General features: G+C 40.7%; 21 protein-coding genes and 1 pseudogene. 7 read left to right on the top strand and 15 right to left on the bottom strand.

The genetic code is table 11. From position 1 onward, the window contains the following. The first annotated feature begins 420 nt into the window (after positions 1-420). Positions 421-2,241 (top strand): WG repeat-containing protein, encoded by a 1,821-nt coding sequence (locus BLV62_RS01200; RefSeq protein WP_168928038.1) that lies wholly within the window; start codon positions 421-423, stop codon positions 2,239-2,241. A 103-nt stretch (positions 2,242-2,344) separates the two neighbouring features. Continuing rightward, positions 2,345-4,162: a glycoside hydrolase family 2 protein gene (locus BLV62_RS01195; protein ID WP_225889569.1), complete on the top strand. Its 1,818-nt coding sequence runs from the start codon at positions 2,345-2,347 to the stop codon at positions 4,160-4,162. A gap of 16 nt (positions 4,163-4,178) precedes the next feature. Here BLV62_RS01195 and BLV62_RS01190 read toward each other — a convergent pair whose 3' ends face one another. The 3 genes from BLV62_RS01190 to BLV62_RS01180 all read right to left on the bottom strand — a co-directional run bounded on the left by BLV62_RS01190 (position 4,179) and on the right by BLV62_RS01180 (position 6,049). Continuing rightward, complete coding sequence (locus BLV62_RS01190) at positions 4,179-4,502, bottom strand: hypothetical protein (protein WP_139169874.1); 324 nt, start codon at positions 4,500-4,502, stop codon at positions 4,179-4,181. Between the two features lie 30 nt (positions 4,503-4,532). Beyond that, positions 4,533-5,306 carry a PoNe immunity protein domain-containing protein gene (locus tag BLV62_RS01185; RefSeq protein WP_089757795.1) on the bottom strand — a complete coding sequence of 258 codons (774 nt, stop codon included), beginning with the start codon at positions 5,304-5,306 and terminating at the stop codon, positions 4,533-4,535. A gap of 209 nt (positions 5,307-5,515) precedes the next feature. Continuing rightward, positions 5,516-6,049 (bottom strand): hypothetical protein, encoded by a 534-nt coding sequence (locus BLV62_RS01180; RefSeq protein WP_089757793.1) that lies wholly within the window; start codon positions 6,047-6,049, stop codon positions 5,516-5,518. Between the two features lie 345 nt (positions 6,050-6,394). Between BLV62_RS01180 and BLV62_RS01175 the strand changes: the two genes are divergently transcribed. The 4 genes from BLV62_RS01175 to BLV62_RS01160 all read left to right on the top strand — a co-directional run bounded on the left by BLV62_RS01175 (position 6,395) and on the right by BLV62_RS01160 (position 10,722). Next, positions 6,395-8,662, top strand: a complete 2,268-nt coding sequence (locus BLV62_RS01175; RefSeq protein ID WP_089757791.1) for a hypothetical protein — start codon at positions 6,395-6,397, stop codon at positions 8,660-8,662. A gap of 117 nt (positions 8,663-8,779) precedes the next feature. Continuing rightward, complete coding sequence (locus BLV62_RS01170) at positions 8,780-9,514, top strand: Ada metal-binding domain-containing protein (RefSeq protein ID WP_089757789.1); 735 nt, start codon at positions 8,780-8,782, stop codon at positions 9,512-9,514. Positions 9,515-9,818: 304 nt separating this feature from the next. After that, complete coding sequence (locus tag BLV62_RS01165) at positions 9,819-10,100, top strand: hypothetical protein (protein ID WP_089757787.1); 282 nt, start codon at positions 9,819-9,821, stop codon at positions 10,098-10,100. After that, positions 10,087-10,722, top strand: a complete 636-nt coding sequence (locus BLV62_RS01160; protein WP_089757785.1) for a zeta toxin family protein — start codon at positions 10,087-10,089, stop codon at positions 10,720-10,722. Before BLV62_RS01165 ends, BLV62_RS01160 begins: the two co-directional genes overlap by 14 nt. A gap of 242 nt (positions 10,723-10,964) precedes the next feature. On the opposite strand, the gene hxsC is transcribed toward BLV62_RS01160, so the two are convergent. The 6 genes from hxsC to BLV62_RS01130 form a co-directional block, all read right to left on the bottom strand. Continuing rightward, positions 10,965-12,116, bottom strand: coding sequence for a His-Xaa-Ser system radical SAM maturase HxsC (gene hxsC / locus BLV62_RS01155; RefSeq protein ID WP_089757783.1), 1,152 nt, complete (start codon positions 12,114-12,116; stop codon positions 10,965-10,967). After that, complete coding sequence (gene hxsB / locus BLV62_RS01150; protein ID WP_089757782.1) at positions 12,116-13,621, bottom strand: His-Xaa-Ser system radical SAM maturase HxsB; 1,506 nt, start codon at positions 13,619-13,621, stop codon at positions 12,116-12,118. The genes hxsC and hxsB overlap by 1 nt, the downstream gene beginning before the upstream one ends. Then, positions 13,618-13,992, bottom strand: a complete 375-nt coding sequence (gene hxsD / locus BLV62_RS01145; protein WP_089757779.1) for a His-Xaa-Ser system protein HxsD — start codon at positions 13,990-13,992, stop codon at positions 13,618-13,620. The genes hxsB and hxsD overlap by 4 nt, the downstream gene beginning before the upstream one ends. Then, positions 13,973-14,737 (bottom strand): peptidoglycan-binding domain-containing protein, encoded by a 765-nt coding sequence (locus BLV62_RS01140; RefSeq protein ID WP_089757777.1) that lies wholly within the window; start codon positions 14,735-14,737, stop codon positions 13,973-13,975. The genes hxsD and BLV62_RS01140 overlap by 20 nt, the downstream gene beginning before the upstream one ends. Before the next feature lie 315 nt (positions 14,738-15,052). Beyond that, entirely contained in the window at positions 15,053-16,414 is a 1,362-nt protein-coding gene (locus tag BLV62_RS01135; protein WP_089757775.1) for a Fic family protein, read from the bottom strand. Positions 16,415-16,750: 336 nt separating this feature from the next. After that, positions 16,751-17,853, bottom strand: a protein-coding gene (locus tag BLV62_RS01130; RefSeq protein WP_089757773.1) for an IS3 family transposase whose coding sequence is annotated in 2 segments (ribosomal slippage) — positions 16,751-17,601 and positions 17,601-17,853 — 1,104 coding nt in all. Because the reading frame shifts where the segments join, the coding sequence is not laid out codon by codon here. Between the two features lie 76 nt (positions 17,854-17,929). Here BLV62_RS01130 and BLV62_RS28920 point away from each other — a divergent pair. Then, positions 17,930-18,492: pseudogene (locus tag BLV62_RS28920) on the top strand (IS256 family transposase); the annotation flags it as partial. A gap of 58 nt (positions 18,493-18,550) precedes the next feature. Here the strand turns inward: BLV62_RS28920 and BLV62_RS01120 are convergent. Genes BLV62_RS01120 through BLV62_RS01095 form a run of 6 tightly spaced genes read right to left on the bottom strand, consistent with a single transcriptional unit; the run spans position 18,551 to position 25,349 of the window. Beyond that, positions 18,551-19,900, bottom strand: a complete 1,350-nt coding sequence (locus tag BLV62_RS01120; protein ID WP_089757769.1) for an HlyD family secretion protein — start codon at positions 19,898-19,900, stop codon at positions 18,551-18,553. Between the two features lie 17 nt (positions 19,901-19,917). Continuing rightward, positions 19,918-22,125, bottom strand: coding sequence for a peptidase domain-containing ABC transporter (locus BLV62_RS01115; RefSeq protein WP_089757766.1), 2,208 nt, complete (start codon positions 22,123-22,125; stop codon positions 19,918-19,920). 44 nt (positions 22,126-22,169) lie between these two features. Then, complete coding sequence (gene gwsS, locus BLV62_RS01110; RefSeq protein ID WP_089757764.1) at positions 22,170-23,186, bottom strand: grasp-with-spasm system SPASM domain peptide maturase; 1,017 nt, start codon at positions 23,184-23,186, stop codon at positions 22,170-22,172. Positions 23,187-23,201: 15 nt separating this feature from the next. Continuing rightward, positions 23,202-23,423 carry a hypothetical protein gene (locus tag BLV62_RS01105; protein WP_089757762.1) on the bottom strand — a complete coding sequence of 74 codons (222 nt, stop codon included), beginning with the start codon at positions 23,421-23,423 and terminating at the stop codon, positions 23,202-23,204. After that, a complete protein-coding gene (gene gwsG / locus BLV62_RS01100) occupies positions 23,413-24,420 on the bottom strand; it encodes a grasp-with-spasm system ATP-grasp peptide maturase (protein WP_089757760.1) in 1,008 nt (335 codons plus the stop codon). The genes BLV62_RS01105 and gwsG overlap by 11 nt, the downstream gene beginning before the upstream one ends. Continuing rightward, a complete protein-coding gene (locus BLV62_RS01095; protein WP_089757758.1) occupies positions 24,417-25,349 on the bottom strand; it encodes a DUF6624 domain-containing protein in 933 nt (310 codons plus the stop codon). The genes gwsG and BLV62_RS01095 overlap by 4 nt, the downstream gene beginning before the upstream one ends. Positions 25,350-25,361: the final 12 nt, after the last annotated feature.

Here is a 25,361-nt window from a genome sequence, read left to right as displayed (position 1 = left end):
GGTTTTCCCGGTAAACAAAACGAATACTATGGCTACCTTTTCTGGAATAAGCGATACCACGTCAATGGCCGTGAATATGAAACCTGGTACTGTACCGGTAACGGCGGGAATAAGATATTTATCTTCAAAGATCAGCCCCTGGTGGTAGTGATCACTGCCAGCGCTTACGGGCAGGCATATGCGCACCCGCAGGCCGACAGGATGATGGAGGAATACATTTTACCTGCCGTGCTACAAGACAAGAATCAGTAAGGGATCCATGCGATAAAACACCTGACTGTATTGATATTCAACCAGGAATGTTTGATAGTTGCCTGTTTTTTACTAATTTTTGCCGTTAGAAAGGGTTTGTTGCCCATTCCCCACTATTAATTATTAACGGTAATCATGAGGAAAACCATCAATCGAATTGGTATGTGCATGGTAGTTATATTGGCGCTATCTGCATGTAAAAGCAAAAAAGAACCATCGCCTGCAGTGCAGGACTTCCTGAAGCAATTAGACGGCAAAACCCTGGACGAAGCCAGGGATATCCTGAAAGAAGAAGACGAGAAAGTTGGCTCCTTCCTGAAATTCATGTCGAATTTCAAGGATGAGAAGCCCCAGCATATTAAACCCGAGGATGAAGAGGAGGGAACTCCTTTTACCCCGCCTGATCCTACGCACCTGGAAGATGCCTACAGGCTGGCGCTCAGCGATGTAGGTTTCAACCAAACCTATTCCCTGAAGTTTAGCGTGTTGGAGCCTGATGGCCCATCCCTGCGCAGCGCTTCCGTGGAAGACCCTGAATTTATAGCCAGGGAGCTATACTTTCATGATGGAAGTAAAAAAAATGAAAAACTGGACCTGGGCGAATCTCAGCATCTTGCTTCACTTCAAACGGTAGATAGCGCGGTAGTGGATGTTACCTATCGTTACCCAACAAAAGTTACCGCTGTAGATCTTGACAATAAACATGAAAAGGCAGGCTTCAAAGGCGCGGCTATCAAACTGGTTAAGATCAAAGATAACTGTGTGCGTGTAGCACTGGAAAAAGAAGCGATCAAAGGTTACCTTGAAATGGAGGCGTTCAATAAGGATGGTAAATTACTCAGCAGGTCGAGTTATCAACAGGGACCGGATGGAGACGAAAACCTGGATGACCTGTTGAAAAGTTATCAAAAAGCAGTTCAGAAGCTCTTACGTAACCTGGAGAAAGGATCGTATAAAGATGTAGCGGCATTGCAAAAAGATGTGGGAGATGAAATGCCGGATCTTACGCCGTTTGATAACCCCAAGAAAGGATATGTAGAGGCTTTTTTCAAGGGAAACGTAGCCAGGGTGAAAATGTATTTCAAAGATGATACAAAGTCAGTCACGAAAACAATGGTGCTGCATAACAATGCTCCTAATTATTCCGGCCTGGCCAGGGTGCAGGACCCTGCCAGCGGGAAATTTGGTTTTGTATCAACTGCTACAGGCCAGCTTGTGATCCCTTACAGCTACGAAAAGCTGCAGACTGTTACTCCCTGGTTCTTTGTAACAAGCGATTCCAAAGCCGTCCGGAACTACCGGCTGGATACGGCTTCCAAAAAGCTCGTGCCGGTGAAAGGATACGTATATGACCTGACACCCGAGCTGGTGAAGGTAGCCGAAGGCCTGGAAAGCAAATATGCAGTCATGAAATCATCGGGCGAGTTGTTGTTACAGCCCGAGTGGGACAATGTGTCAATAGACCCGGCTACTAAACTTCTCTTTGCCAATAAAATCACAGAAGACGGTCCTTTGGCCGGTCTTACTACGATTTACGACACCAATGGGAAAGTGATTACAGGTCCGCTGAGGACCCTCGATAACTTCAGTGATGGTTTATTGCTGGTATGGGATAAGGCAGGAAAAGCGTCATTTATTGATCCGCAGGGCAAAAAGGCAATAGACGTGAGCGGCTATGCCGATATTGATCCGTTTAGCGAAGGGTTGGCGTTTGTAGAAAACCAAGAGGGCAAATATGGCTTCATAGATACAAAGGGGCGCGTGGCAATCCCATTTGAGTATGCCTCAGTTACCGGCTTTAATCTTGGCCTATCTTTGGTTACCCGTAAAAACGGCGAGGTAACCGAGGCAGCGTTGATCAATTCAAAAGGTGAACAGGTAGTGCCATTCAAAGAATCCGAAAGAGTGGATACCGATGATAAGGGAACGGCGAGGGTGTATACGTTGCAGAACAAGAAATTTGACGCGTGGGGCAAGGAGAAGAGGTGAGGGGTGATCGCGTTCCGGCAGCCCAGTTTGAAACATTTCGCCCCCCTATAAATATGCGAAGGCACTAATTTTACAGCTTCCGAACCCGGCTACAAAAATGGAAATGAGAAAAGAAAAAATGCATAGCTGCCTGAAGGTATTTTCAGCTGTACAGATATACGCTGTTCTTTTATTTTTGCTGATCGCTGACCTGGCAAACGCCCAAACGGCAATGACCAACCCCTGGTCCAGGAACCGGCATAGCCTGGATGGCGAATGGAAAGTGATCGTTGATCCTTCAAATACAGGCGAGTGGCTGCAGGTATGGCTGGAAAAGAAGCCGGAAAAAAAGACGGACTTCTTTGAATACTCATTCGAAAATGGTCCTGTATTGAATGTACCGGGCGACTTCAACTCGCAGAGATGCGATCTTACATATTATGAGGGTGTGGTTTGGTATAAGAAGGAATTCGAATATACCTCCAAAGACCGGAAAAGGTTATTCCTTTACTTTGGCGGGGTTAATTACCAGGCCGATGTTTATTTAAACGGGAAGAAACTGGGGAGCCATGAAGGCGGATTTACCCCTTTTCAGTTTGAAATTACCGGTATGGTTAAGAACGGCGCCAATTCTATCATCGTTAAAACCAACAACGCCAGGCAGAAGAATGGTTTGCCGGCCAACGGCTTCGACTGGCTGAATTTTGGCGGTATTACAAGGGATGTTGACCTGGTTGAAACAGGAGAAACCTATATCGACGATTTTACGCTCCGGTTGAAGAAGGGGAGTCTAAAAACGGTCCAGTGCATGGTTAAATTGAATGGCAACCAGGCGGCACGGAATAACATCACCATCAAAATACCCGAGCTGAATATCAAAAAGAAGATAGTTTCCGACAGTACCGGGTATGCGTCTGTCGAGTTTTCTGGCCCCTTCAGGTTATGGTCGCCCGACCAGCCTAAACTATATGAGGTGATGATAGAATGCGGGACAGATAGCGTTACTGATAGCATTGGTTTCAGATCCATTGAAGTGAAAGATGGTAAAGTATGGCTTAATAAACAGCCGGTTTTCCTGAAAGGGGTGAATATTCACGAAGAAAATCCTTACAAAGGCGCCAGGGCTGCTTCGCTGGAAGATGCCAGGCTGCTCCTGGGCGCAGCTAAGGAGTTGGGTTGTAACTTTGTGCGGCTCGCTCATTACCCGCATAACGACAATATGATCAGGGAGGCCGAAAAAATGGGGCTTATGGTTTGGGACGAGCTGCCAATATACCAGCATATTAACTTTTCCGATAGTACAGTTCCTGCAAAAATGGAGTTAATGTTGTCTGAGATGGTTAAAAGAGATAAGAACCGCTGTGGGGTTATCATCTGGAGCCTTTCCAATGAAACTTATCCGTCCACTGCCAACAGGAATTCCGCCCTTATAAAACTGACGGGATCATGCAGGCAAAAAGATCCGACCCGCCTGGTTGCACACGTAACCAATACCCAGAGATATGCCAACAACATAATGGAAGTTTCGGATACCCTTTACCGGTATGCTGATATTGTGGCTGTCAACGAATACATTGGCTGGTATGTGCCCTGGCAGGGCAAACCTACCGATACCAAATGGAAAATGGACTTCGGCGATAAGCCGGTTGTTATTTCTGAATTTGGCGGGGAAGCGCTTTACGGTTCACGCAATGAACCAGCTGATATGGCTGCCTATTGGACAGAAAGCTACCAGGAAAAGATCTATACGGATCAATTAGCGATGTTCGATTCTATTCCACATCTCGCCGGCGTGTGCCCGTGGCTGTTATTCGACTATAAGTCGCCTGGCCGGCTGCATCCTGTGTACCAGAAAGGATATAACCGGAAAGGGTTGTTGTCGGAGAAAGGAGAGAAGAAGAAGGCGTGGAAGGTGATGAGGGAGTATTATCAAAGGAAGTGACCTATAAAAGCACACATCACCATTTCTCAAACTCAAAACCAGCAGGAACTTCTACTTTATTCTTTTCATATGCTTCCCGGATCAATAAAAGACATTCATCGAATGTACAATGTTTCACATAGGAACCTCCTTTGCTGCTGTCCGGAATATCTGCTAACCAGTCGTCGCCGGTCGACATGAATTGCAATGTACGGTCGGCATCATCGAACAGCCCCCAGAAATTATCCTCGAAATCAGTTAGCTCAGAAAATGACTGTAACGCTTTTTCGCGGTCCATTTCTACTCCATTATCAAAAGGAATCTCATGCTGTTCGACATAGTCGGCGTAAAATATTTTCATGTTGATCTGTTTATTCATCAATTAAATAACCTATGGTTTCCAGTGAACCAGGTCGTAAGGATAGTAGGGACTATCTTTATACGAAGTGTCGTCGAGCCCCATTATTTTAGAGATAGCACCCGCTTCCCAGCACCAGTAGCCTGTATAGGCGAGTTCTTTTTTATGAGTATCATACCAGGGATCGTTCCTGTGCAGCTCATACCAATTTTCCAGGTATTGTTTCATCGCTACTTCTGCATCTGCTTTGTTCATCTTTGTAAGGTCCAGCAACGACTGGTAAAGAGAAGGCCAGATCACCGCATCAGGTTGAGGGCGACGGGCTTTGCGTCCATTGATAATAAACCAGAGGATGCCATCCGGTTTCCATTCAGGATAGTCGGAACCGGCATCTGACTGTTCTACGGTACGAACTATTCCTTCATAATTCTCATCAGGGATCTCCAGCAAATAGCCGATCGCAACCATTTCCAGCATGTCGGCATACGTAGAATCCTCTTCCCAGCCGCCGGCATACCATTCTGCTGCTTTAATAAATACCTCGTAACATTGTTCAATGGAATGCCCCATTGAATACTCAACCTGGAATTTATCGAGGTAATCAAAGGCCATCATCCAGTTGTGATAAGCGGTTAGTTTCCCCTCCTTTTCGAGCATTTCCCTGGTTTCCATGTCTGCTATAATGTTATGCTCCTTTTTCTTCAGCATAGCTTCAAAAAACCTGGCATCCTTGAACTCGGCTCTTTGATTGGGAGCGCGTTTTCCTTTTGTATTGGAGCCACCGAACAATTTGTTTAAAAAGCCCATTATCTTGATATTTTGCAGAAATAAATCAATCTGTTAACCAGTACGTTTTGCTAATTTACTATTTCTTCCTGCCCCGAAAAAATTTTGAGTTGATAAGGATAACGAACTGCGGGTGTGGAAAAGCATGGGGGTTGCATCTTATTTGAGCTGGCAGAAATATGGTTTTTGCAGAAAGCATCGTAGTTTGATAAATGGCGTTTAAGCAATCGCTAATTCTCATTTTTTTTCCTGGACTTACGATATAATAACTTGTTAAGCCCCGTTATAGAAAAAATGGTTTTCTCGAATGCCATGAAAAAACAAATTATATAAGTAAACCTGATTACTCTTTCTCCGAACCAGTAGTGCGACCCCATGGCGGCATCAATATGGATGTATATATATTTAAGCCCTGATGCAATAATGTAAACAAGGGCCGCATGAAAAGAGACTTCTCCCATACGCACTACTTCGTCGTGTAGTTTCCGGTCTGATGACTGTTCGATCTTCCCGGCCCAGGTGAACGACAAAGAGGAGATACCCGCTAATACGGCAAACCCGATATTAGTAATATGCGTAGTATCTTTCGTTGGATCGTCAAAGTCCTGCAACAAAAGAAAGCATCCTATGATTAACATAAGGGCAAGTGGCAACCAGATAATCGCCGCTCCTTCAAATGTAAAGGTATCCTTTGAGTCTTTCAATAAATTACACCACTTCCGGAAAAGGACATACTTGCGTTTGTGAGAGTTGCCGGTGCTCATATTGGGTTGCTTATCGGTTAGCAAAGTGTCGATGCCATCTGCAATTATTTCTTAGCCGTTTATCTTCATACCTGTTTGATCGTTAAGGTATTTACCCGGAGTTACAACACTTTTATATGAGATAATGTTTCTGTAGATGTGGGATTAATTGGTATATTTTTTAATAGATGCCTATGTAAGTACATGAGGTGACAGGAAGGGCCGTATCTACTACCTGAACCTTCATTTTTATCCCATGACCGTTAAAATTTGACAGGATGAATAAATATGCTATTTTATATTTTCTTACATTGTTCAAATGTAGCTTCAGGAATAGCGGGGAATTAAATAATTACAGGACACGTTATGAAAACAACAGGCATCATTATTCTGTTACTGCTTGCAACCATAACTGGGTTTGCCCAGGCAGGGAAATCCACATTAGATAAGTTGGCGGACCAGCTCCATGACCTTATACCAAAGGAGGGTAGAACTTCTGTATACCTCAAAACAGATAAAGAAATTTATGGCAGTGGGGAAGATCTTTGGTTTAATGCATTTGTGCTCGACGGGCAGTTATTTACGTTATCGCAAGCTGATAAAACTTTGTATGTACAATTACAACAAAGGAACAATGACAGCATTGTCTGGAATGAAATGTATCCCATCAGCAATGGTTTGTCGTCAGGGCATGTGTATTTGCCGGAAACATTAGCGGAAGGAGATTACCTGCTGAAAGCTTATACAGCACATTCATTCCGCAGTCATCAATCCCTGTTTTATGCAGTTGCCCGGGTGCGCGTGGTAAACGAGTTCCGGTCTATTGGGCGTAGTACTTTAAAACCGGCAACGCCGCTGCCAGGAAATGAGCCGGTGCAGTTCGGCGTTTTCCCGGAAGGAGGACAGTTAATAGCGGGGTTGCAGAACCTCGTGGCTTTTAAGGCGGTAGGCAGAAATGGCGACCCTGTTGAGGTGAAGGGAACATTGTTGGAAAATGATAAGGTTGTTTGCCGCTTCAATACAACGCATGCCGGAATGGGAAGTTTTTTGTTTACCCCGGCGAAGCAGGCTGTTTACCATATCCGGCTGGAGGAGTGTCCTGACAGTACTTATCCTGTACCGCCGGCTCAGGATAATGGCATATTAATGCAGTTGGCGAAGCAGGAGAAAGACAGCCTCGTTTTTAAAGTTTTTTCCAACCTGCCAGGCAAAACCGCTGTGTATTTGCGGTTGCAGGTTCGCGGTATGACCCAGTCGCTCGCCAGCGCTGTAATTGCAGATAGCCTTATTGTAAAAATACCGGTGAATGACGCTCCGCCCGGTGTGGGAGAAGTTACTATGTTCGATGACCAATTGCGTCCACTGGCGGAGCGCCTGGTATTTTTGCACCCGGAACAGCGGTTGCAAATCAGCATCCGGGGGCTGAAACAACAATACAAGCCCCGTGAGAAAGTTACGCTGGAAGTGCAAACTAGGGATCCCGGCGGCAGGCCGGTACCGGCTGTATTAAGCCTGGCTGTACATGACCGGTTGTTTGGAGATCCCCGTGCGGCGCGTGACATCGTCAATTATTACCTGTTATCTACCCAGTTGCGTGGAAAGATTTATGATCCATCTTACTATTTTGATGATACCAATAAAGACCGGTTGGAAGCGCTGGATCTGCTGTTGTTATCCCAGGGTTGGCGTCAGTATACCTGGAATGAAATGGTATTGAAAGAGAACGCCGGACGCCAGGTATTGACAGATAGTTTACCCCTGGAGATAACACCGTCGAAAAGGGGCGGTAAAGAAAAACTTCCATCCTCATTGATAGCTTTTAACTATAACCGATCGACCTTATTCCCTTTAATGCCTGCTGACAATGGCCTCTTTTACCTAAGTCCTGATAACCTGCTGACAGGCCCCCGTTTCTTTATCCAATATTTTTCGGAGAAGGGATACCGTATACAGGTGTTCAATCCTTTTAAAGCGATCAAGGATGCAGAACAGTTACAACGCCCGGTATATATGGCGGGAGAAGAAAGGAACCTGCGGGAAAAAAAACAGGATACCGGTTTCCTGCAATATGGCCAACGACTTCGGGAAATAACGGTGAGTGGAAAGGGAAGCGGCTTTAGCGATAAATACCTTGGCATGCTGGATAGTATTGCAAAATACGAAGGGAATACGGATTTCGTAGGGGCATGTGGTATCCTGAACTGCCCTGCATGCGGCAGCGGAACCAAGCCGGTAGAAGGCAGAACTTATTCAGAACTAACGCCGGCAAAGAAGGCGCAGGTAACTTCGCATCCTTTCCCGATCGGGGGAAATGATGTTAGAAAGGTCGTTTATAAGTACCCAAAATACTCTGAAGAGGAACTGCTTCAAAAGTTCCGGTTAACGGTAGCTAAAGGATACTATCAAAGCAGGAAGTTCTATGAGCCGGATTTTGACAGGGACAATGCAGTGACGGATATCCGTAACGTGCTTTTTTGGAAACCTGTAATTGTGACCGATGAAAAGGGGGAAGCTACGCTTACTTTCCACTGCTCTGATATACGTGGCAGATTCCAGGGAACGTTTGAGGGAGTAAATGAGACGGGAGTGTTGGGGGCGGCGAGGTTCCGGTTCAGTGTGAATAGCGGGGAATGATAGCAAGACACAGATCATTGTTTTCGTAAATTACATCTGGAAAAATAGTTGTCAATTTTTCGGTTGTCCGGCGGCTACAACCACTCTACTTTTGTGGGGCAATCAATCAGATAGACCATGCAATTGAGTTTTGACAGGATGTACCAGGCTTCGCTGGAGAAAGACGTGGCATTTGAAGGCGTGTTTTTCACAGCGGTAAAAACGACCGGCATTTTCTGCCGGCCGTCCTGCCGTGCCCGGAAACCGAAGCCGGAGAATATAGAATTCTTTGCCACTACCAAAGAATGTATCCTGAAAGGATATCGCCCCTGTAAAGTATGCCATCCGCTGGAGCAACTTAACCAAACCCCCGATAATATCCGGCAATTGCTGCTGGAGCTGGCAGAGGACCCTGGGCTGAAGGTGAAGGATGCAGACCTGCTTCGCCGTGGTATTGAGCCGCATCAGATACGACGCTGGTTCCTCAAAAACCACGGTATCACTTTTCATGCGTACCGGCGAATGCTCCGTATCAACTCTGCTACAGCCAATAATTTATTTGAGACAAATTACAATTGTTGGACTTGTGCATTAGCTGTTACACACGGAGAAACGCCGGGCTTTTCGACCTTTACATCAGAATCTCAGTTTGTAAGCGATATTCAGAATAATTATGTAAACGTCTCAGGTAACCCATCAAGTTTTAAGTTTGGTCAAACTGCTATTTCATTTGGTTATAAGGAAGATTTTGGGTTTGGTGCGACGAAAATTGTTCATGGAGCAGTATACCTCGGAACCAGCAAAGATGGGACACAATATGTTTGGACAAAAGATGGTAAGTGGTATCCTCCTAGAGTAGCTACATTGAAGTAGACAGTGAGCAAGTATGAATCGAAATCCATGTATTATTAACCGAGATCGTCTGAACACAGGCCATAAATTTTTTAAGCCATTACAATAAGTTTAATGAGAATAGACAAGGTCTACTACTAACGGGACTTTGGCCAACACCTGTTTCTTTAATAAGTGAAATTCAAATAGTTATAAATATTTAAAATATATTTAGTTAAGGTGTTTTTTAATGTTTTGTCATAAGGCTAATGAATTCATATTTGTTTGGTCATTTGTCCACTTTTTGCTAATTTTATTAGGATTTTTTTAAGTATTAAGTGAGTAAATGACAGCCTTAGAAAAAGAATTAGCTATTCAGGATAAAAAGTTTGCTGCTACAATTGAGCGGATCAGAAATCGTAATTTCTCAAGAAATTTACCTTTCCTGATCTTATCTAATAACTTGCCAGAAGGCCAAGGCTACTATGAATATGCTGATGGACACATAGAGATCCAAGAAGTATATACAATAGGAGCCGATATTGAAACCAGGTTTATTCGCACTCTTTCTGAAACAGAGGCTATCGTGGTGCGCAATGATTTTAAACTGAAAAATGGATTACAGTAAGCCAACATTGCTTGTTGTCTCCGGCCCCAATGGAGCAGGAAAATCTACACATATTGAATCCATGCTTCCCGAATTGTTCGATGGTGTTCCCCCTTTTGATAGAGATTTGACCCGTACCGCGTTTGAGAAAGAACTTCAAGGGAAAGGATTAACTCCGGAAGAAATCAGTAGTCAATCGTCTCTTATGATGGAGAATTATCTTTCTACAAAGATTAATGATGCCATAACTAATAAGCAACACTTCGTATTAGAAACTCCATTATCGCATCCTGATTACTGGAGGTATATCGACCGTTTCGAAAATGCCGGTTATCAAATTCAATTGAACTATCTATGTCTGGATGGTATCCTTGATTGTGAACAGCGCGTAAGACAGAGAGTTAAGGAAGGAGGACATGCTGTGGATGCCAGAACGATTAAAGGTGTATATGAGCTAAACCTAAAGTTTATCAATGACTACTGGGAAACTTTCCATGTGATTTGTTTGTACGATGGGATGGCTAAGCCAACATTGTTAGTGAAGTTGGAGAGTAAAAATGTAGTGATGATGGATAAGAAGGTGTTAAAAAAGCGCTGGGCGAAGAAGGGGCTTCCTAATATTTTTAATCTGTTAAAGACGTAAACCTGTTTATAAGGTTGTTGGCAAGATCTTTTTTATAAGGTACATATCTCGTCAAGAGAGGCTCCGTTTAGAAATTCTTTAATTGCCTTGATCAGGGCGGTTTTCTCTGTCATTATTGATATGGCATTTATTGCAATTTACGTTAAAAAAATAATTTCATGCCTTTTGCGTCAATAAGTGTCGCGAATGGCATGAAATGGTTGGGTTGAATTCATTTCAATCAACAAGAGGAAGATGCATTATCAGCAGCCTATTGGGGGTCTGAACTCTGCCGGAAAGGCTTTTATTGCGCTGCTTCGTTTAAGTGTACTTGATGCAAAGAACCCACCACATGCTTGCTTCATGGAACATATTGAACATTCTTCATGAAAAATGTTTTTCCAATCAGAAATTGACTTCCGAGTGAATGGCCAGATGGTTTGGGGTGTTGTACATAACTGGGCGTTGTATAGCGATGTATTGATGCCAAAATCTGATAAATACATCATGGCATCTACAAGCGCAGGGCCGTATTCATTCGGGTCTACCCACAGTTTTTCCATATTATGGGGTGTATAGCCCTGATGTTCCAGTCCCATAAACACGACTTGTTCTACAAATGGGAGGTTTTTGTAAATAAACTGAGATAATTTTCCAAGCCGGGGTATTGTCTGTTTATGCAGCACCACCCGGATTTCTAATCTGACATTATGTTTGGCCAGGTTATATAGTCCTTGGACAGTTTGATTAAAGGCTCCTTTTGCCTGAACGATATAATCATGCTGCGCATAGTAGTCGGAATACAAGGGGATGCCCAGCATGAGCCGGGAGTATGCCATGCTGCCAAGTTTCTTAGAGAAATTTGGCCATGCAAAGGAACGTCCATTTGTTAAACAGTGCACTTCTGTTTCTGGCAATTCCACCTGAATTTGTTCTAACAGTCTAAAAAAAAGTTCACCTAGGAGGGTTGGTTCTCCACCAGTAATACCTAACTCCAGGCAGTCCTTGGATATTAATGGTATAGTCTGTGAATGAAGGTCAAATAAATAGCTTGTATCATCTCTGTTTTTGGGAGGCTGCGAACACATCAGACAGTTGCTGTTACATCTTTCCGTAAATAACAGGAAATTATGATTAGAGTTTTTTCTATACAATGTATTAATAACTCCATCTGTATTTACGACAACGATATCACCTTCAGATAAATGAGCTGTTGTTGTAACAGCATATACCAATGGCTTGTCAAATAGACTATGTTGAGTACCTGTTGAAATTATTGCCTTGAAACGCTCCAGGTATCTTGGAATATGATCAGTAATGATAAAAATTTCAGCATTACTTTCTGGATCAAATGTAACCCTGCCAATTATCGGAGCGTTTATAGCGGACGGTATACCTTTCGTTTTTAGTAACATTAGCTTCTATCGGTTATCCAACTTCTGAATATTTTTTCTATCTCTTTATTCCTATCCATAGTTTCTATGAGATATCTGATAATTTCCATATTTCGCTGGCAGAAAGAGCTGGTAGGTCTGTGGCCTATTAAATCTCCCTGAGTGGTATGGTTAAAAACTGGATCCGCGCCACAATATGACTGAAAAGCACATTCAGAGCATCCTGGGAGAGATTCATTCACCATCACTTCGCTGAGCGCCGCGGCTTTGCCGCCATAAAATATCTCTTCGTATGTATTTTCACCAAGTGTGCCCAACTTGAATGTTTGATCATTCATCTCTGCCAGCATCCTGGCCTCGTCAGAGGCGTAAATGGATCCGTCATAATTAAATACGATTACATTAGTAATAAGGCCGGCAGGTGATTGAAGGTCAACATACCCAACAGGGAATGGTGTTAGTATTTTCTTTAAAATAATACTGGCGTAATCTTCACGAATGAAATAACCTTCTATATTGTATTGAATGATTCTGGCCAGTGCCTTTTTATAAAAATCCAGAAATCTTGCTGTTTCATACTTGTTCTTATTAGTATTTCGGGTTGCAAAACCATATGGGCTAATCGGTCTTAGAAAGATATTGTGAAAACCTAATCTGACGTATTCATCAACAATTTCTTCCGGATATTCTAAAGACAGAGTTGTTGTTGTGACTAAGGCAGAAACATTTTCTTCGCCCAAAATTTCCCGGCATTTATGAATTCCATCAATTACAAGCTGATGGCTATTAGCATTAGCTTTATGTCTGTTTTTGTTATGGATGAACGCCGGCCCATCAAGAGAAGTGGAAACGAGGATATTGTTTGCATAGAAATATTGCACCATTTCGTCGGAAAGCAACGCAAGATTTGTGCATACTACATATGTAACATGTTTTCCGTGCTTATCCGCTTCCATTTTTGTTTTCTCAACGGCATAGACAATGTTTTCAAATGCTAATAGGGCCTCTCCTCCCTGAAACTCCATAGTCACCCTGGGATTTGGAGATTTCATCATCATTGCAATTCCTTCGTCAATATGAAATTGGGACATGTCAAACCTGTTTTTGTCAGTAGTTACGCGTGAAACCTGACAGTAATGGCATGTATGCTCACATCTCAGGCTAATCACAAAAATGTGGAGAGATGTGAAGTAATCCAGAAATGATTTTTTTGTGCGGTAGCGGGTCGCAAGCACTTCAATAAGATCCGGAAGAGGCGAGGGCGAGATAAAAAAGTTAGCTATCAGGTCCGCATATAGTTCCAGATCTGATGGATTTTCAGGATTAACCTCTCTCGCAACGATCCTGGCTGCGGTACCAGATGGAGTTACCAGAAAATCTCCAATTTCATTTACGAGTACCTCTTTTTCTTCTGAAATCCGGTGGAATTTGAAAGGCAATAAAGCATATCCCGGAGTAGATAAAAAATCTCCGAAATCTTTAAATTTTCTGGAATGATCTGTTGTTTTGGTACTTATAGCCATCATACCTTAATTGATTGTGGCGTAAATCCAACTGGATCGCTAATCTCTGATACAGGAGCGTCCTCATCGTCAAAGTAGATAAATGCTTTGGCTATAATCAGCTCTCTGATTGTCTTTGTCTCATCAGTGATGTGCTGCCTTAGTTTAAAATCTATCAGATCTTGTTTTATTTTAGGAATTATAGTGGTCCAGTCAATAACCTCTGAGGTGCGAAGAGGTTTTAACGTAATTTCAAAATTCTCATTGCCTGATTTTCTGAAATCTACCTCATAATTATTACTATACCAATAAAAGCATTTCGCTAGCATTACATCTGTATAAACATGTGCATTCACGGATATCTTCAGTAGACTATCACTTTGGAGAACTTCCATTTGATTTATTTATTAGTGCCTGTAGTGTTTTGTGATCGACAATGCCATTAGGTCTGAGTTCATTGTCCTGCTGAAATTTAATAATGATAATTTCTGTCTGAGCCCCGAAATAGCCTGTAACATACATATCTTTCTTAAATGCCATTAGTATCTTTTGGAGTGCTTCTACATCTGTTCCTTCACAACCTTTGAACAACGCACGATCTCCTAATTTTAGATGCATAGAATCAGGCGCATTGGCAGGAATTGTATTTCGATTATAAAATGATGTAGCATTTGTATTTTGTCCGCTAGTCCTTGTACCGGATGATTTGTTCGTACTTCCTGAAGATGTAGTGCTTCCACCAGTGGATGAAGATGAAGATGAAGATGAAGAAGAAGAAGATGATGATGAACTGGGATAGTAAGCAGGTGTTACAGCAGGTGTATAACTGCGTCCTGAGCTATATGAGGAGGAGTAATGTGAGCTGTGTGAGCTATGAGATGAATGTGATCGGTGTGAACTATGAGAACTGTGCATCAGTACGAAGCTTCTCTCTGGATTCATCACATTTAAGCTGAGAACCAGCTTGGGTTTTAATACGTTTCTATGAATGTTCTCATAGCTGATATTTTTATTATCATCTGATTCATAATTAGTATGTGGAGCGGCAGCTTTTGTCTGTGAAAATGTACTTAAGGCAGCAGTAATTACTGCAAGACCTTTTTTTGCGAGATTTTGGAAGCCGAATTTTTCTTTATTCATTGGATCAAGTATGGGGAATAATAATAAGTATCAAATAGGTTAATACGGTTAAGAATGGTCAAATTTTGAGTAAGTTAGAATTAGGTTGAAATCTAAGATATAAAATTTCTGATAACTATGGCTAATAATGTGAGGTATTTCTATAAAGGCAGGCTGTAGGATAGTTGTAAAACAAAAAAGGCACCGCTTCCGCGATGCCTTTTAACAACTTTCAGAACGCCAGTTCTGATGAAGTACCCCAGATGGGAGTTATTTGGAAAATTTCACCTCTTTTTTATCTGAAATACATGGTATTGTGATTACCATTGCGGATGTTTAATGTTTCCATTCATTCTGCCACTTCCTGAATTCGGAGGGGCGTACCATGTATCTTGCGAAATTCCCTTCATGTAACGATAGTAGTTCTGTTTCCACTACTTCGATTAACCTGTCTCTGTCTGTTTCAGGCAGTCCTCTGGCCTGATCTTGCAGAAATGGATCTACTTGGACTCTTGGCATGGCCTCAGATATTATTTTCTGGATAATGGACCGGATTTGATCGCGGTATCTAAGCCGAAATGGATCTGGTTCACCAAGAGATTGTCTGAGTACAGAGTATTGTGCAGCAGAACGTTCATAAGCCCAAAGGAAAACGTCTTTCAATAATTCGATTCTATTTAATTCGTAAATCCCAATCAGGCCTTTTGTATATAGTTCATTTGGTACATCAATGAAGGATAAAGGAGCCAGATTGTGTTTATTCAGTGAGATGTTAGAGGCTAACCTGGATACTCTTTTATTCACATCATCAAAAGGTTGTAAATAAGGCAGATGTACCATGATAAAAAATGCTTGTTCGAAAGGGTTCTCAATTTGAGAGGCCTTGTCAAGCATTAGATCAAACATTTCTTCAATGAGCTGAGGTACAGCCAGTGGAGTATACACGCTGTTTTGAATGCCTACTGGAATGTGTCTTAACCTTCCTGATGCAGCAGGATTGGGTAAAAGGTTGTTAGACAGCAGTGAGTGAAGGTTTAGCAGGGTATACCTGTTAAAACCAATTTCATCTGCTAGTTGCACGATAAATTCAATAGCATCCTTGTGATTCAGGATCATTTGAGCTTCTTTCGCAGATTTGTTATCTGCAACATGGCCGGAAGAAATCAGTCGTTCGGTGTCGAGAAGGGAATAGGTGTTACCTTCCAGGCGGCTGGAGTTCCAGGATAAGTCTATCAGTAGTTTATTCAGGATTTCTTTCGCGTAGGTTCCCGCAGGTTCATTTAGTCTGGCAGTATTACCTAATGCTGCCAGCTTTTGCAGTGCTGTGGGAGATAGATAATTAGTGATATTGGGCTGGTACTTCTCCAGGAAACTGCGATTATACCCAACAGGAGAACGTTGTTGTATGGGCTTTTGGACAATTGAAAGAATTTCATTAGCAGAATCGGATAATAAAATAGCCGTCAAACTGTTTTTATTCTCCAATTTATTTTGACTTGCCAGATAATAGCGAAGTCCCCGAGTTTGGCCTGTAGTTGTTATGTGACCGGATATACGTAAATCGTTCAATCGTCTCTGTAAGGTGCGTGTATTTAACTGTAATCCACTCCGGGAAATAATATCCTCAATGGATGCTCCATTAGGGAACTGACCAAGTATATTTAATAATATATCATTTACATTAGTGATTTTGGCCATAATTTATTGCGACATTTCACCGTAATTTACGACATTATTACGACATTATTACGACATTATTACGACATTATTACGACATTATTACGACATTATTACGACATTTTTTGTCATAAATTATATTTAGGCTGTAAAAATTTTTGTGTATTTTTTTATTTTTATGTTTAATAAAGTGATATTGAATGTTTTATGGTTTTAGAATATTAGAGGTGCTCCTTTTTGGAGTTTCAATCCTAAACAGAGACTTAAAGCATATTAGGATAATGGGAGCTATTATCGAGTTATTATCGAATATGCTAAACAGGAATCTTACTGTAAGCTTCCCCTAAAACTAGGCCACTAGGGATTAGAGTTTTTGGCTTCGAGTTGCTTTTGGGCATACTTTACAGGCGACAGATAGCCGAGTGACTTATGTGGTCTTTCCATATTATAATCCCGCTGCCATTCTTCAGCCATAAACCTAACTTCAGTTAAGCTGCTAAAAAGATATGCATTCAGTAACCCTCTGCGCAGGCTTCCATTCTTTCGCTCAATAAAGGCATTCTGCGTTGGTTTGCCTGGTTGGATATAAGCTATCCGGATTCCTTTATTCTCACACCACTCCTGAAGTTTATGGCTGATAAATTCAGGGCCATTATCTGTTCTCAGACAAGCAGGCTTTCCCCGTTGTTCTATAATTCTTTCCAGTACACGGATTAGTCGTAATGCAGGGAGTGATGTGTCTACTTCAATAGCCAATGACTCCCGGTTAAAATCATCTATGATGTTTAGCAGGCGAAATTTCCTCCCATCCACTAAGGCGTCACTCATAAAATCAATGCTCCATACTTCGTTAGGATGATCGGGGATCACTAAAGCTTCTTTTATCCTGGCTGGCAACCTGCGTTTAACCCTCCGGCGGATATTGAGCTTCATAGAAGTGTACACCCGGTAGATTTTTTTGTGATTCCAGGCAAACCCTTTATTTCTCAATCTGTAATAGGATTGCCAAAAACCAATACCAGCATGTCTCTCCGTTAAAGATTCCAGGGCCTTCTGCAGCGCTGAGTCATCTTTTGGTACCACTTTATAATCATAGGTACTACGCGGGATAGATGCGATCTTACACGCCTTGCGGATACTAAGCTGTTCTTCCTTTACAAGAAAATCAGCTGCTTCCCGTTTCTCCTGAGGCGTTACAGCTTTTTTTCAATCAGGTTTTTCATGGCCCGATTTTCAATACAAAGTTCTGCATACATCTTTTTGAGCTCTGCATGTTCTGATTCGAGTTCTTTTAGACGCTTGACATCACTGGCTTCCATCCCACCATATTTTGCTTTCCAGTTGTAAAAGGTAGCCTCACTTATCCCTAATTCACGTGCGATGTCCTTAACAGCTATGCCGCCTTCCTGTCTTTTAAGAGCAGTAACTATCTGACTTTCTGTAAAATTCTTCCTTTTCATATTGCTAGATTAAAGTTAATAAATCATTTAATTTATAACTCTAATTCTTGCGGCCGAAATTTGGGGGAGCCGACAGACAGACCTGCAAAATCGTGGGCTGGAAGACATGTTCATTGCCTGTATAGATAACCTGCAAGGCTTTGCCGACGCAATTGAGAGCATCTTCCCTCAAACAGAAGTCCAGCTTTGCATTGTCCACCAGATCCATAATAGTCAAAAGTATCTATCCTATAAGGACGTTAAACCCTTTATGAAGGATCTTCAAAGTGTATACCGAGCTACTACGGTAGAACTTGCAGAACGTAACCTGGCTCAGCTTGAAGCAAACTGGGGCCAGCGTTACCCTAAAGTAATAGAGTCCTGGCGGAAGAACTGGCCTCGCTTAAGTAGCTATTTTCAGTATAATAAAGAAGTGCGTCGGATTATGTACACTACCACATCATCGAAGGCTTTCATCGTCAGCTCCGCGCGATCACCAAATCAAAAGGCGCCTTCCAATCAGAAGACGCCCTGATGAAACTACTATTCCTGATACAGGAGAATATCTGTGCTAAATGGAACAAACCTGTCCATAATTGGAATCAAACTCTTGCCCAGTTATCTATTATCTTTGGTGACAGGCTCAAACTCAATCTTTAAACCACTGACACACTTTATGTAATACTACCTTGTAAGATTAAATACTGACTATTACAAATTAGACATGCTTTCTCCATGATCCGAAGATATTTTCAAAAAGTCTTTCAAAAACACTCTTATCATCCAGTAGGATTTCCCCCATACCTTCCAATTGGTGATGCTCCAATATTTTCTTATTAAGATTCGTTGTTAAACCTCTTTTTAGGATGATTTCAAGAGCAAAAGCGCTATCCATAGAAACCGTTGACATTGAATTTACGCTTCCAACCAATACTCCATACTCTTTATATGGATAGGCGTACAATTTTATTAACACCTTTTGTCCATTTTTCACTTTGCCGGCTCCTATCATTCCGACACTTCCTTTTACGACATATTTTGACACTTGTGGGATAATCGTAAGAATATTCTCACCCACTTGTACAAATTGGTTTTCTTTCCAATAATTGAAAAGAACAATCCTGCCGGCGATAGGACTCTTAATTATATAATTCTGTTGCCAGATTGCGTATACTCCTCGGAATTTCTTCGCCGCGTCTCTAATTTTTTGTTGAAGTTCATTATCCTTCTCCTGTAATTCCAACAAAGTTTCTGAAATATTCTTTTTATACTCCCGTTCTAATAACTTATTCTCCAGGATACTGATATCATTTCCTTCCGTATTAATTTTTTCATCAATAAATTTTCTTCTTGTTTCATCATAGGCAAGACGGGAAATCACTTTTTCTAAAGCCAGACCTGAGTCAATCTCAAAATGTTGATGACCCAAATCCAATTGTTCCTTAAGCAAATGACTTTTCTTCTCTAGTTCCCCGATAAGGCGTGTTTGCAGATTCGATTGTGAAACCAAATACTCCACTTTGGCCTTATAAGTGTTTTGGGATAAGAAAAATTTATACTGCTGGATGGATTGTAATAGCTCTGTATATTGGGTCTGTAGTTCTCCGAGTTGAAGTCCTGAAGGAATATGAAGTTTATCTTTTACCTCCACGAGTGTTATGGAGGTGTCAATCAACGTCGCGTATTTAGCAACTAATTCAACGTCTCCGTATTTGCTGGAATTGGATAAAATACATAAGATATCTCCCTCTCTAACTAGGTCATTGTTTCCCACCAATAACTTTTGTATAGGAGCACTCGACCTTGACACCATCTTTACAGGGGGAGCGCTTGATGAAACTATAACTTTTGCATCGAGGGTTTCTGGAAAACGTATAAAATACGTGGAAATCAGTACCATAAGAAGTAAAATGCTAGTAATGCTGATACCCCAACGGTTTGCCCATGAAGGCATTTTTCCCATTATGTCTCCAACTTCCTCACTATTCGCATCAGACATTATAGGTGTCTTATATGGTGTATCGCTCATTTCGAGCGCATTTATATTATTGACAGGTTTGCCATCCATTATCGTTAATTATAAAATCAAGTTCCAAGTTCTAATTGATTTTTGACTAGTTCATAATAGTATCCCTTCTTATGAGTTAATTGTTCATGGGTTCCCACTTCAACAATTTCCCCTTTCTCCAAGACAACGATCTGATGAGCATTTTTTACAGTACTCAGCCGATGGGCAATTACAAAAACCGTTCTTCCTTCAAAGTAACTATCCAGATTCTTCATTATAGCTTTTTCGTTATTGGCGTCTAAAGCACTTGTCGCTTCATCAAAAAAGAGATATTTAGGGTCTTTATATACTGCTCTTGCAATCTGTATCCTTTGGCTTTGACCCGAACTAATACCATTGCCACTGTTACCGATCTTTGTTTGATAGCCTAATGGCAATTCCTCAATATATTCTTGAATGTTAGCAACAGAAACTGCGTGATGTACTTTTTGTTTATCAGTATGCTCATCGCTTATTGATATATTATTTATAATAGAATCAGAAAATATGAATCCCTCCTGCATGACCGTTCCACAGCGGCTGCGCCAGGAAGATGGAGAAATATTCTTCAAGTCGGATCTTCCCACCAATATGGTTCCATCGCTTGGCTCGTAGAATTTCAGCAATAATTTTAAAAGTGTAGATTTCCCACTCCCACTAGTTCCTACAATAGCAGTGATTTTACCAGCGGGAATGGTAAGCCTTATGTCTCTGAGAATATAATTTGGAGCGGTTTCATCATATTTGAATGAAACATTTGAAAATGAAATATCCTGTGCCACTCCAGAATCCAGCTCAAGTCCAATCCCATATCCCGCACTTGTTTCCTCATTTCTACCATGAATCTCGTTTAACCTATCCAAGCTTAATCTAGCATCCTGGGCATCATGAATAAATTCAAGTAAATGTTCAAGCGGTCCGTTCATCTGTCCTATAATATAGCTAATCGAGAGCATCATACCTAAACTCATATTACCATCAATCACTTCTTTTGCACTCATAAAGGAGATCAGTATATTTTTTAGTTGATTAAAAAAAGATGAACCCATTTGTTGATATTGCCCAAGTGCCAAGCTTTTAATATTGACCTTAAATAGTTGTGATTGTATTTTCTCCCATTGCCATCTTTTAATGGTTTCGCAATTATTCAGTTTTATCTCTTGGACCCCCGTAATTAATTCAAAAATTGCATTTTCATGTTCGGACATGCGCTGAAACCTTTTGTAGTCTAACTCCTTCCGTTTGCTGGAAAAAAACAGAATCCAAAGTAAAGATGCCAAACTAAATGTTAAAAAAAACGCAGCTATTTTCAGGTCATATAGCGATAGTACCACCATAAAAACAACGAAATTCACAAAAGAGAAAGCCACATTCAGGGTTGATCCTGTGAGAAAATCTTGTATACGCTGATGGTCCGCTATTCGTTGGTGTAAATCACCGATAAGTTTTGTGTCAAAAAAGCGGATTGGTAGTTTCATCAACTTTGTTAAGAAATCACCTAGTATATTTACGTTTATGCGGCTATTTATGTGTAGCAACAGCCTGTTTCGGATAACCTCAATGGCTGTATTGCCGCCAAAGAGTACCAATTGAGACAGTAGGATTAAGTTTACAAAGCCAATGTCTTGATGATTTATCCCATAGTCTACAAGTCCCTGCGTTAGAAATGGGAAAATTAATGACAATAAACTTGCCATTAACAAGCTAATTCCAACCTGAATTAAGTATTTTTTATAAGGGTGGAGATAATTTAATAGAAACAAAAATCCATTTTTTTGCTCCTGTTTAGGGTTTTCAGTCTCTTGATAAAAGGCATCAGTTGGTTCCAGGAATAAGGCTATACCTTCTTGGCTGTCTTTATTAATCCAAAAACGAATAAAAGTTGCCCGGTCGACCGTGACAAGTCCGTGAGCGGGATCAGCGATCAGAATGCTATTGTTTGATCTACCTCGTTTAGCCCGCTGAGGCGGGAGCACGACAAAATGGTTTTGTTTCCAGTGCAAGATACAGGGAGTAGGAGCCTCATTCATTAATTGTTCAAAAGTAGCTTCAGTGCCGAAAGTACGAAATCCAATTTTTTCGGCAGCTTCACTAATACCTAAAAGGCTCACTCCTTCTCTGGAGATAAATGAAATACTGCGTAAAAATGCTAAATCATAACTCCTTCCATAATATTTAGCTATCATTCTCAAACAAGTTGGACCACAGTCCATGAAATCTAATTGTCTATATGTAGGAAATGCCATTGATTACGAGCTTTTAATTAGTGTTTCGGCATTTGTGTATTCTATTATTCAGCCCACGTTGCCGTATAAGGGTCATAGCTACACTTTGCAGGCTTACTGTAAATATCTGTGTCATCTGTCTTGAATACTCGACAGTCTGTACATATATATCTGAACTCACAATCTCGACATACAGAAATCTTATCCTTATTAAGATTCCATAGTTCTTTGAAACTCTTGGACTCTGCTATGCTCTTTAATGTTGTATTTCTAATGCTGCCGTAGTTTTTGTTCATACTCGGGCAGTTTTTGATATTGCCGGATGAGTCAATAGAAATTTTTCTGTTCAGACAGGAATTATGATTTTGCGCTTCCGTGAAGGTTGCAATATTTGGAGAAAAATAAGAGGGATTGATGCAGCCACAATCAGCAGCAGAAGTGATTTTCTTTGTAGTCAGGTGAACACATAATGTAGTTCCTTGAGGGTCGAAGATGATATTTTCGTTTGCAGAGTGCAAGGTCAGGAAAAATAACCTTGGGTTGTTTACGAATAGTGGTTCATAATCTTGGGTTGTATAGCTCGGATTAAATTTGAGCAACACATCAATGTGTTTCAAACGGCTGCGCGAAAATGCCTTTAGAATTTCAGCTATATTTTCCAGTTTAATATCTTGATAACACCTTATTTGCAATGCATTACAACCTACTTCGTCCAATTGTTTTGAAATATCGGAGAAATCAAGTTTGAGTTGTTCCTCGGATAGATCAATGATACAATTAGTAATAAGGGATGGTGATTGCCATGAAAGATTCAGCTTGGGGAATCTGGCAATATCCTTTTCCTGGCATACAAAGGCATATTCACTTTCCAGTAAGAAAGTAAAGTATTGCTCTATTGTTTCATCATGCTCATTCCCATAATATTCTTTTATGTAAGCAAGTGATTTGTTCTCATGGTTAATCAAGATTTCATACAGTGTATTTGGTATGAAATGATATTTCATGCGCTGTATATCGCAAATGATACTCCTGGTATGCCCCTTTACAGGAACACAACAGGCAAAAAGTTTTACAATGTCCATGGCATAAATTTAATATCAATGAAGTTTTGAAATCTGCTTATAGAACTGAGAGGCGAGTATTACCTCTGCTCTAGCAAAGTCGGTGTCCAGTTCTCGCCATTCTACAAGATCATCATCGTCAATGCTATTTGCATCAAAAGCATCGAAATAGTGATAGTTAAGGGGAATCTTCATCTCCGGCAGAAATTCAGTCAAAGGAATTTCATGTTTAAGTCTTGATTTTACTTCATTTATCATTTTTTATCAAATATTTTGCTACTTCTTTTTCCAAATAGTAATTACATGGACCTGATACCATACCAAATTGTCCCAGAGGATTTATTTCAAGGAAGTAGTATTCTCCGTCCTTCTTTCTGACAATATCTATCGAGCCACACTTAAGATTCAGTTTTTTCATCAACAAGCATAGTTTTTGTTCAATATCCACCGGAAGTTTATAGGGAACATATCTATTCGGTTTTCGCAGATTGTATTTCCTGAAATCAATTGTTGTTTGAGGATCATTTTGTGAAAAGATTGCCATGGAGTAAATATTCCCATTGAGATAAAAGACTCTCAATTCGTACATTTTATCCAATAGTTCCTGAAAAAGGGAGGGGTAAAAATATTCAGTCTTTAATTTCTCTATTTCTAACCATGTAATCTCCTTCGTGTACATCCCATAGTCTATACCATTTACAGTGAGGAATATGCCGTCTGTGATACACTTGGTAACTATTCTGTTATGCAACGTTAGAAAACTTTTTAAATCTTTAATGTTATTAGTAATTAAGGTTGCTGGAACATTTAGTCCGAGTTCATTTGCTATCTTTAATACGATTGGCTTCTGCAAACTTCGGATTACTAATGGATGATCAACCCATTTTGCATTAAGGAATTGACTGTACAATCCATAGCTTGCACCATTGGCTTCTCCACTAAGATGAAATTGTAGCTTTGCTGCAAAGTCGCCATCTCCGATGAATTTCAAATATTCGTGGCCATAAGGTATGATCCACTTTCGATACCAAACAATGTTTATTTTATCATCGCTTGTCAAACTATCATAATCAATCCCCTTTCCAGAAATATTAAACTTTGAGAATTCATTATTTATATTTATTCCATAAGGGTTGTCTTTTTCGGAAATATCATCTCCATTCACTCGGATATAGTTTCCCCCTAGTCGCATTATCCAATCAATAACGAGATCAGTGGTCGTTTCGGACTTTCCCCTGCTTAGAATCAAAATCATCGGTAAGTTTTAGGATAAATGGCGATTTGGTTTTCTTTTAAGTATTCCCTTAGGGGTGTTAATCCCACTTTTGCCCTTCTGACATCAATTTGCTCTATATCCATAACAGGTAGTAACTCGTTAAGATTGCTTTTTTCATTTAATATGTACTGCGTCCCATAAATTTGTTCTTGTCCGCTATCAAGAGCAATTCTATCTTCAACAAGGGCAAGGTATTTTCCCTCCAATCTTCCTTCTTCAATAGCTTGCCTCATTACTCCGATATACCTTTTTTGAACAGCAGGCTCAGCATGATCAATTATAAGCCATAAAGCGTTGGTGCCCTTTTCAGATACCACTTCTTTTCCCAACCATCCATAATTATCAAGAATATTTTCAACCTTAATCAAATTGATACTATCCACTTTGTCTAAGAGTTTGCCAACAGAGTCTGCCTCCGGTGAGTCAAAACCCTTAGATTTTGCTATGTTGAGGTAGTTTTCTCTAGACTTTTGATCCTCGTCAAAAACCTGAACCAATATTTTTTCTAGTTTTATGTTTTTTTTCTTTTGAGCCATCAACTTATTTTCTGATACGACTTTGAGTATCCCCTTCCATCTGGAATCTTTGTGCATCTGCGAAAAGGTGTTGTCATGTGAAAGTTGTTCCAAATCGGAATACTTCATTTTTGTGGTTAAAATCTCTAGTGAGGAGAAGGCGGATTCCTGATTGCCAGATAACGCGAAAGCCTTACAAAGGTTATAATAGTCGTTTGTACTTATTTTCCAAAGTTGAGAATTAATGATTGTAGTGTAGATCACGGATGCCTGTTGGTATTCTTTTTGGCCGAACAGCGAATCTGCTTTTTTCAACATATAATATCCTTCGGGAGTTTGACCTGTGCATGTAGATGACATCCATATGTATACAATCAGTAGCAGCTTCTTCATTTAAAAAGTTTT

This window comes from Chitinophaga terrae (ex Kim and Jung 2007) (genome assembly GCF_900107795.1).
Taxonomy (GTDB): Bacteria; Bacteroidota; Bacteroidia; order Chitinophagales; family Chitinophagaceae; genus Chitinophaga; species Chitinophaga terrae.
The sequence above is the reverse complement of the archived record's forward strand: the minus strand, read 5'-3'. Positions and strand labels throughout refer to the sequence as shown.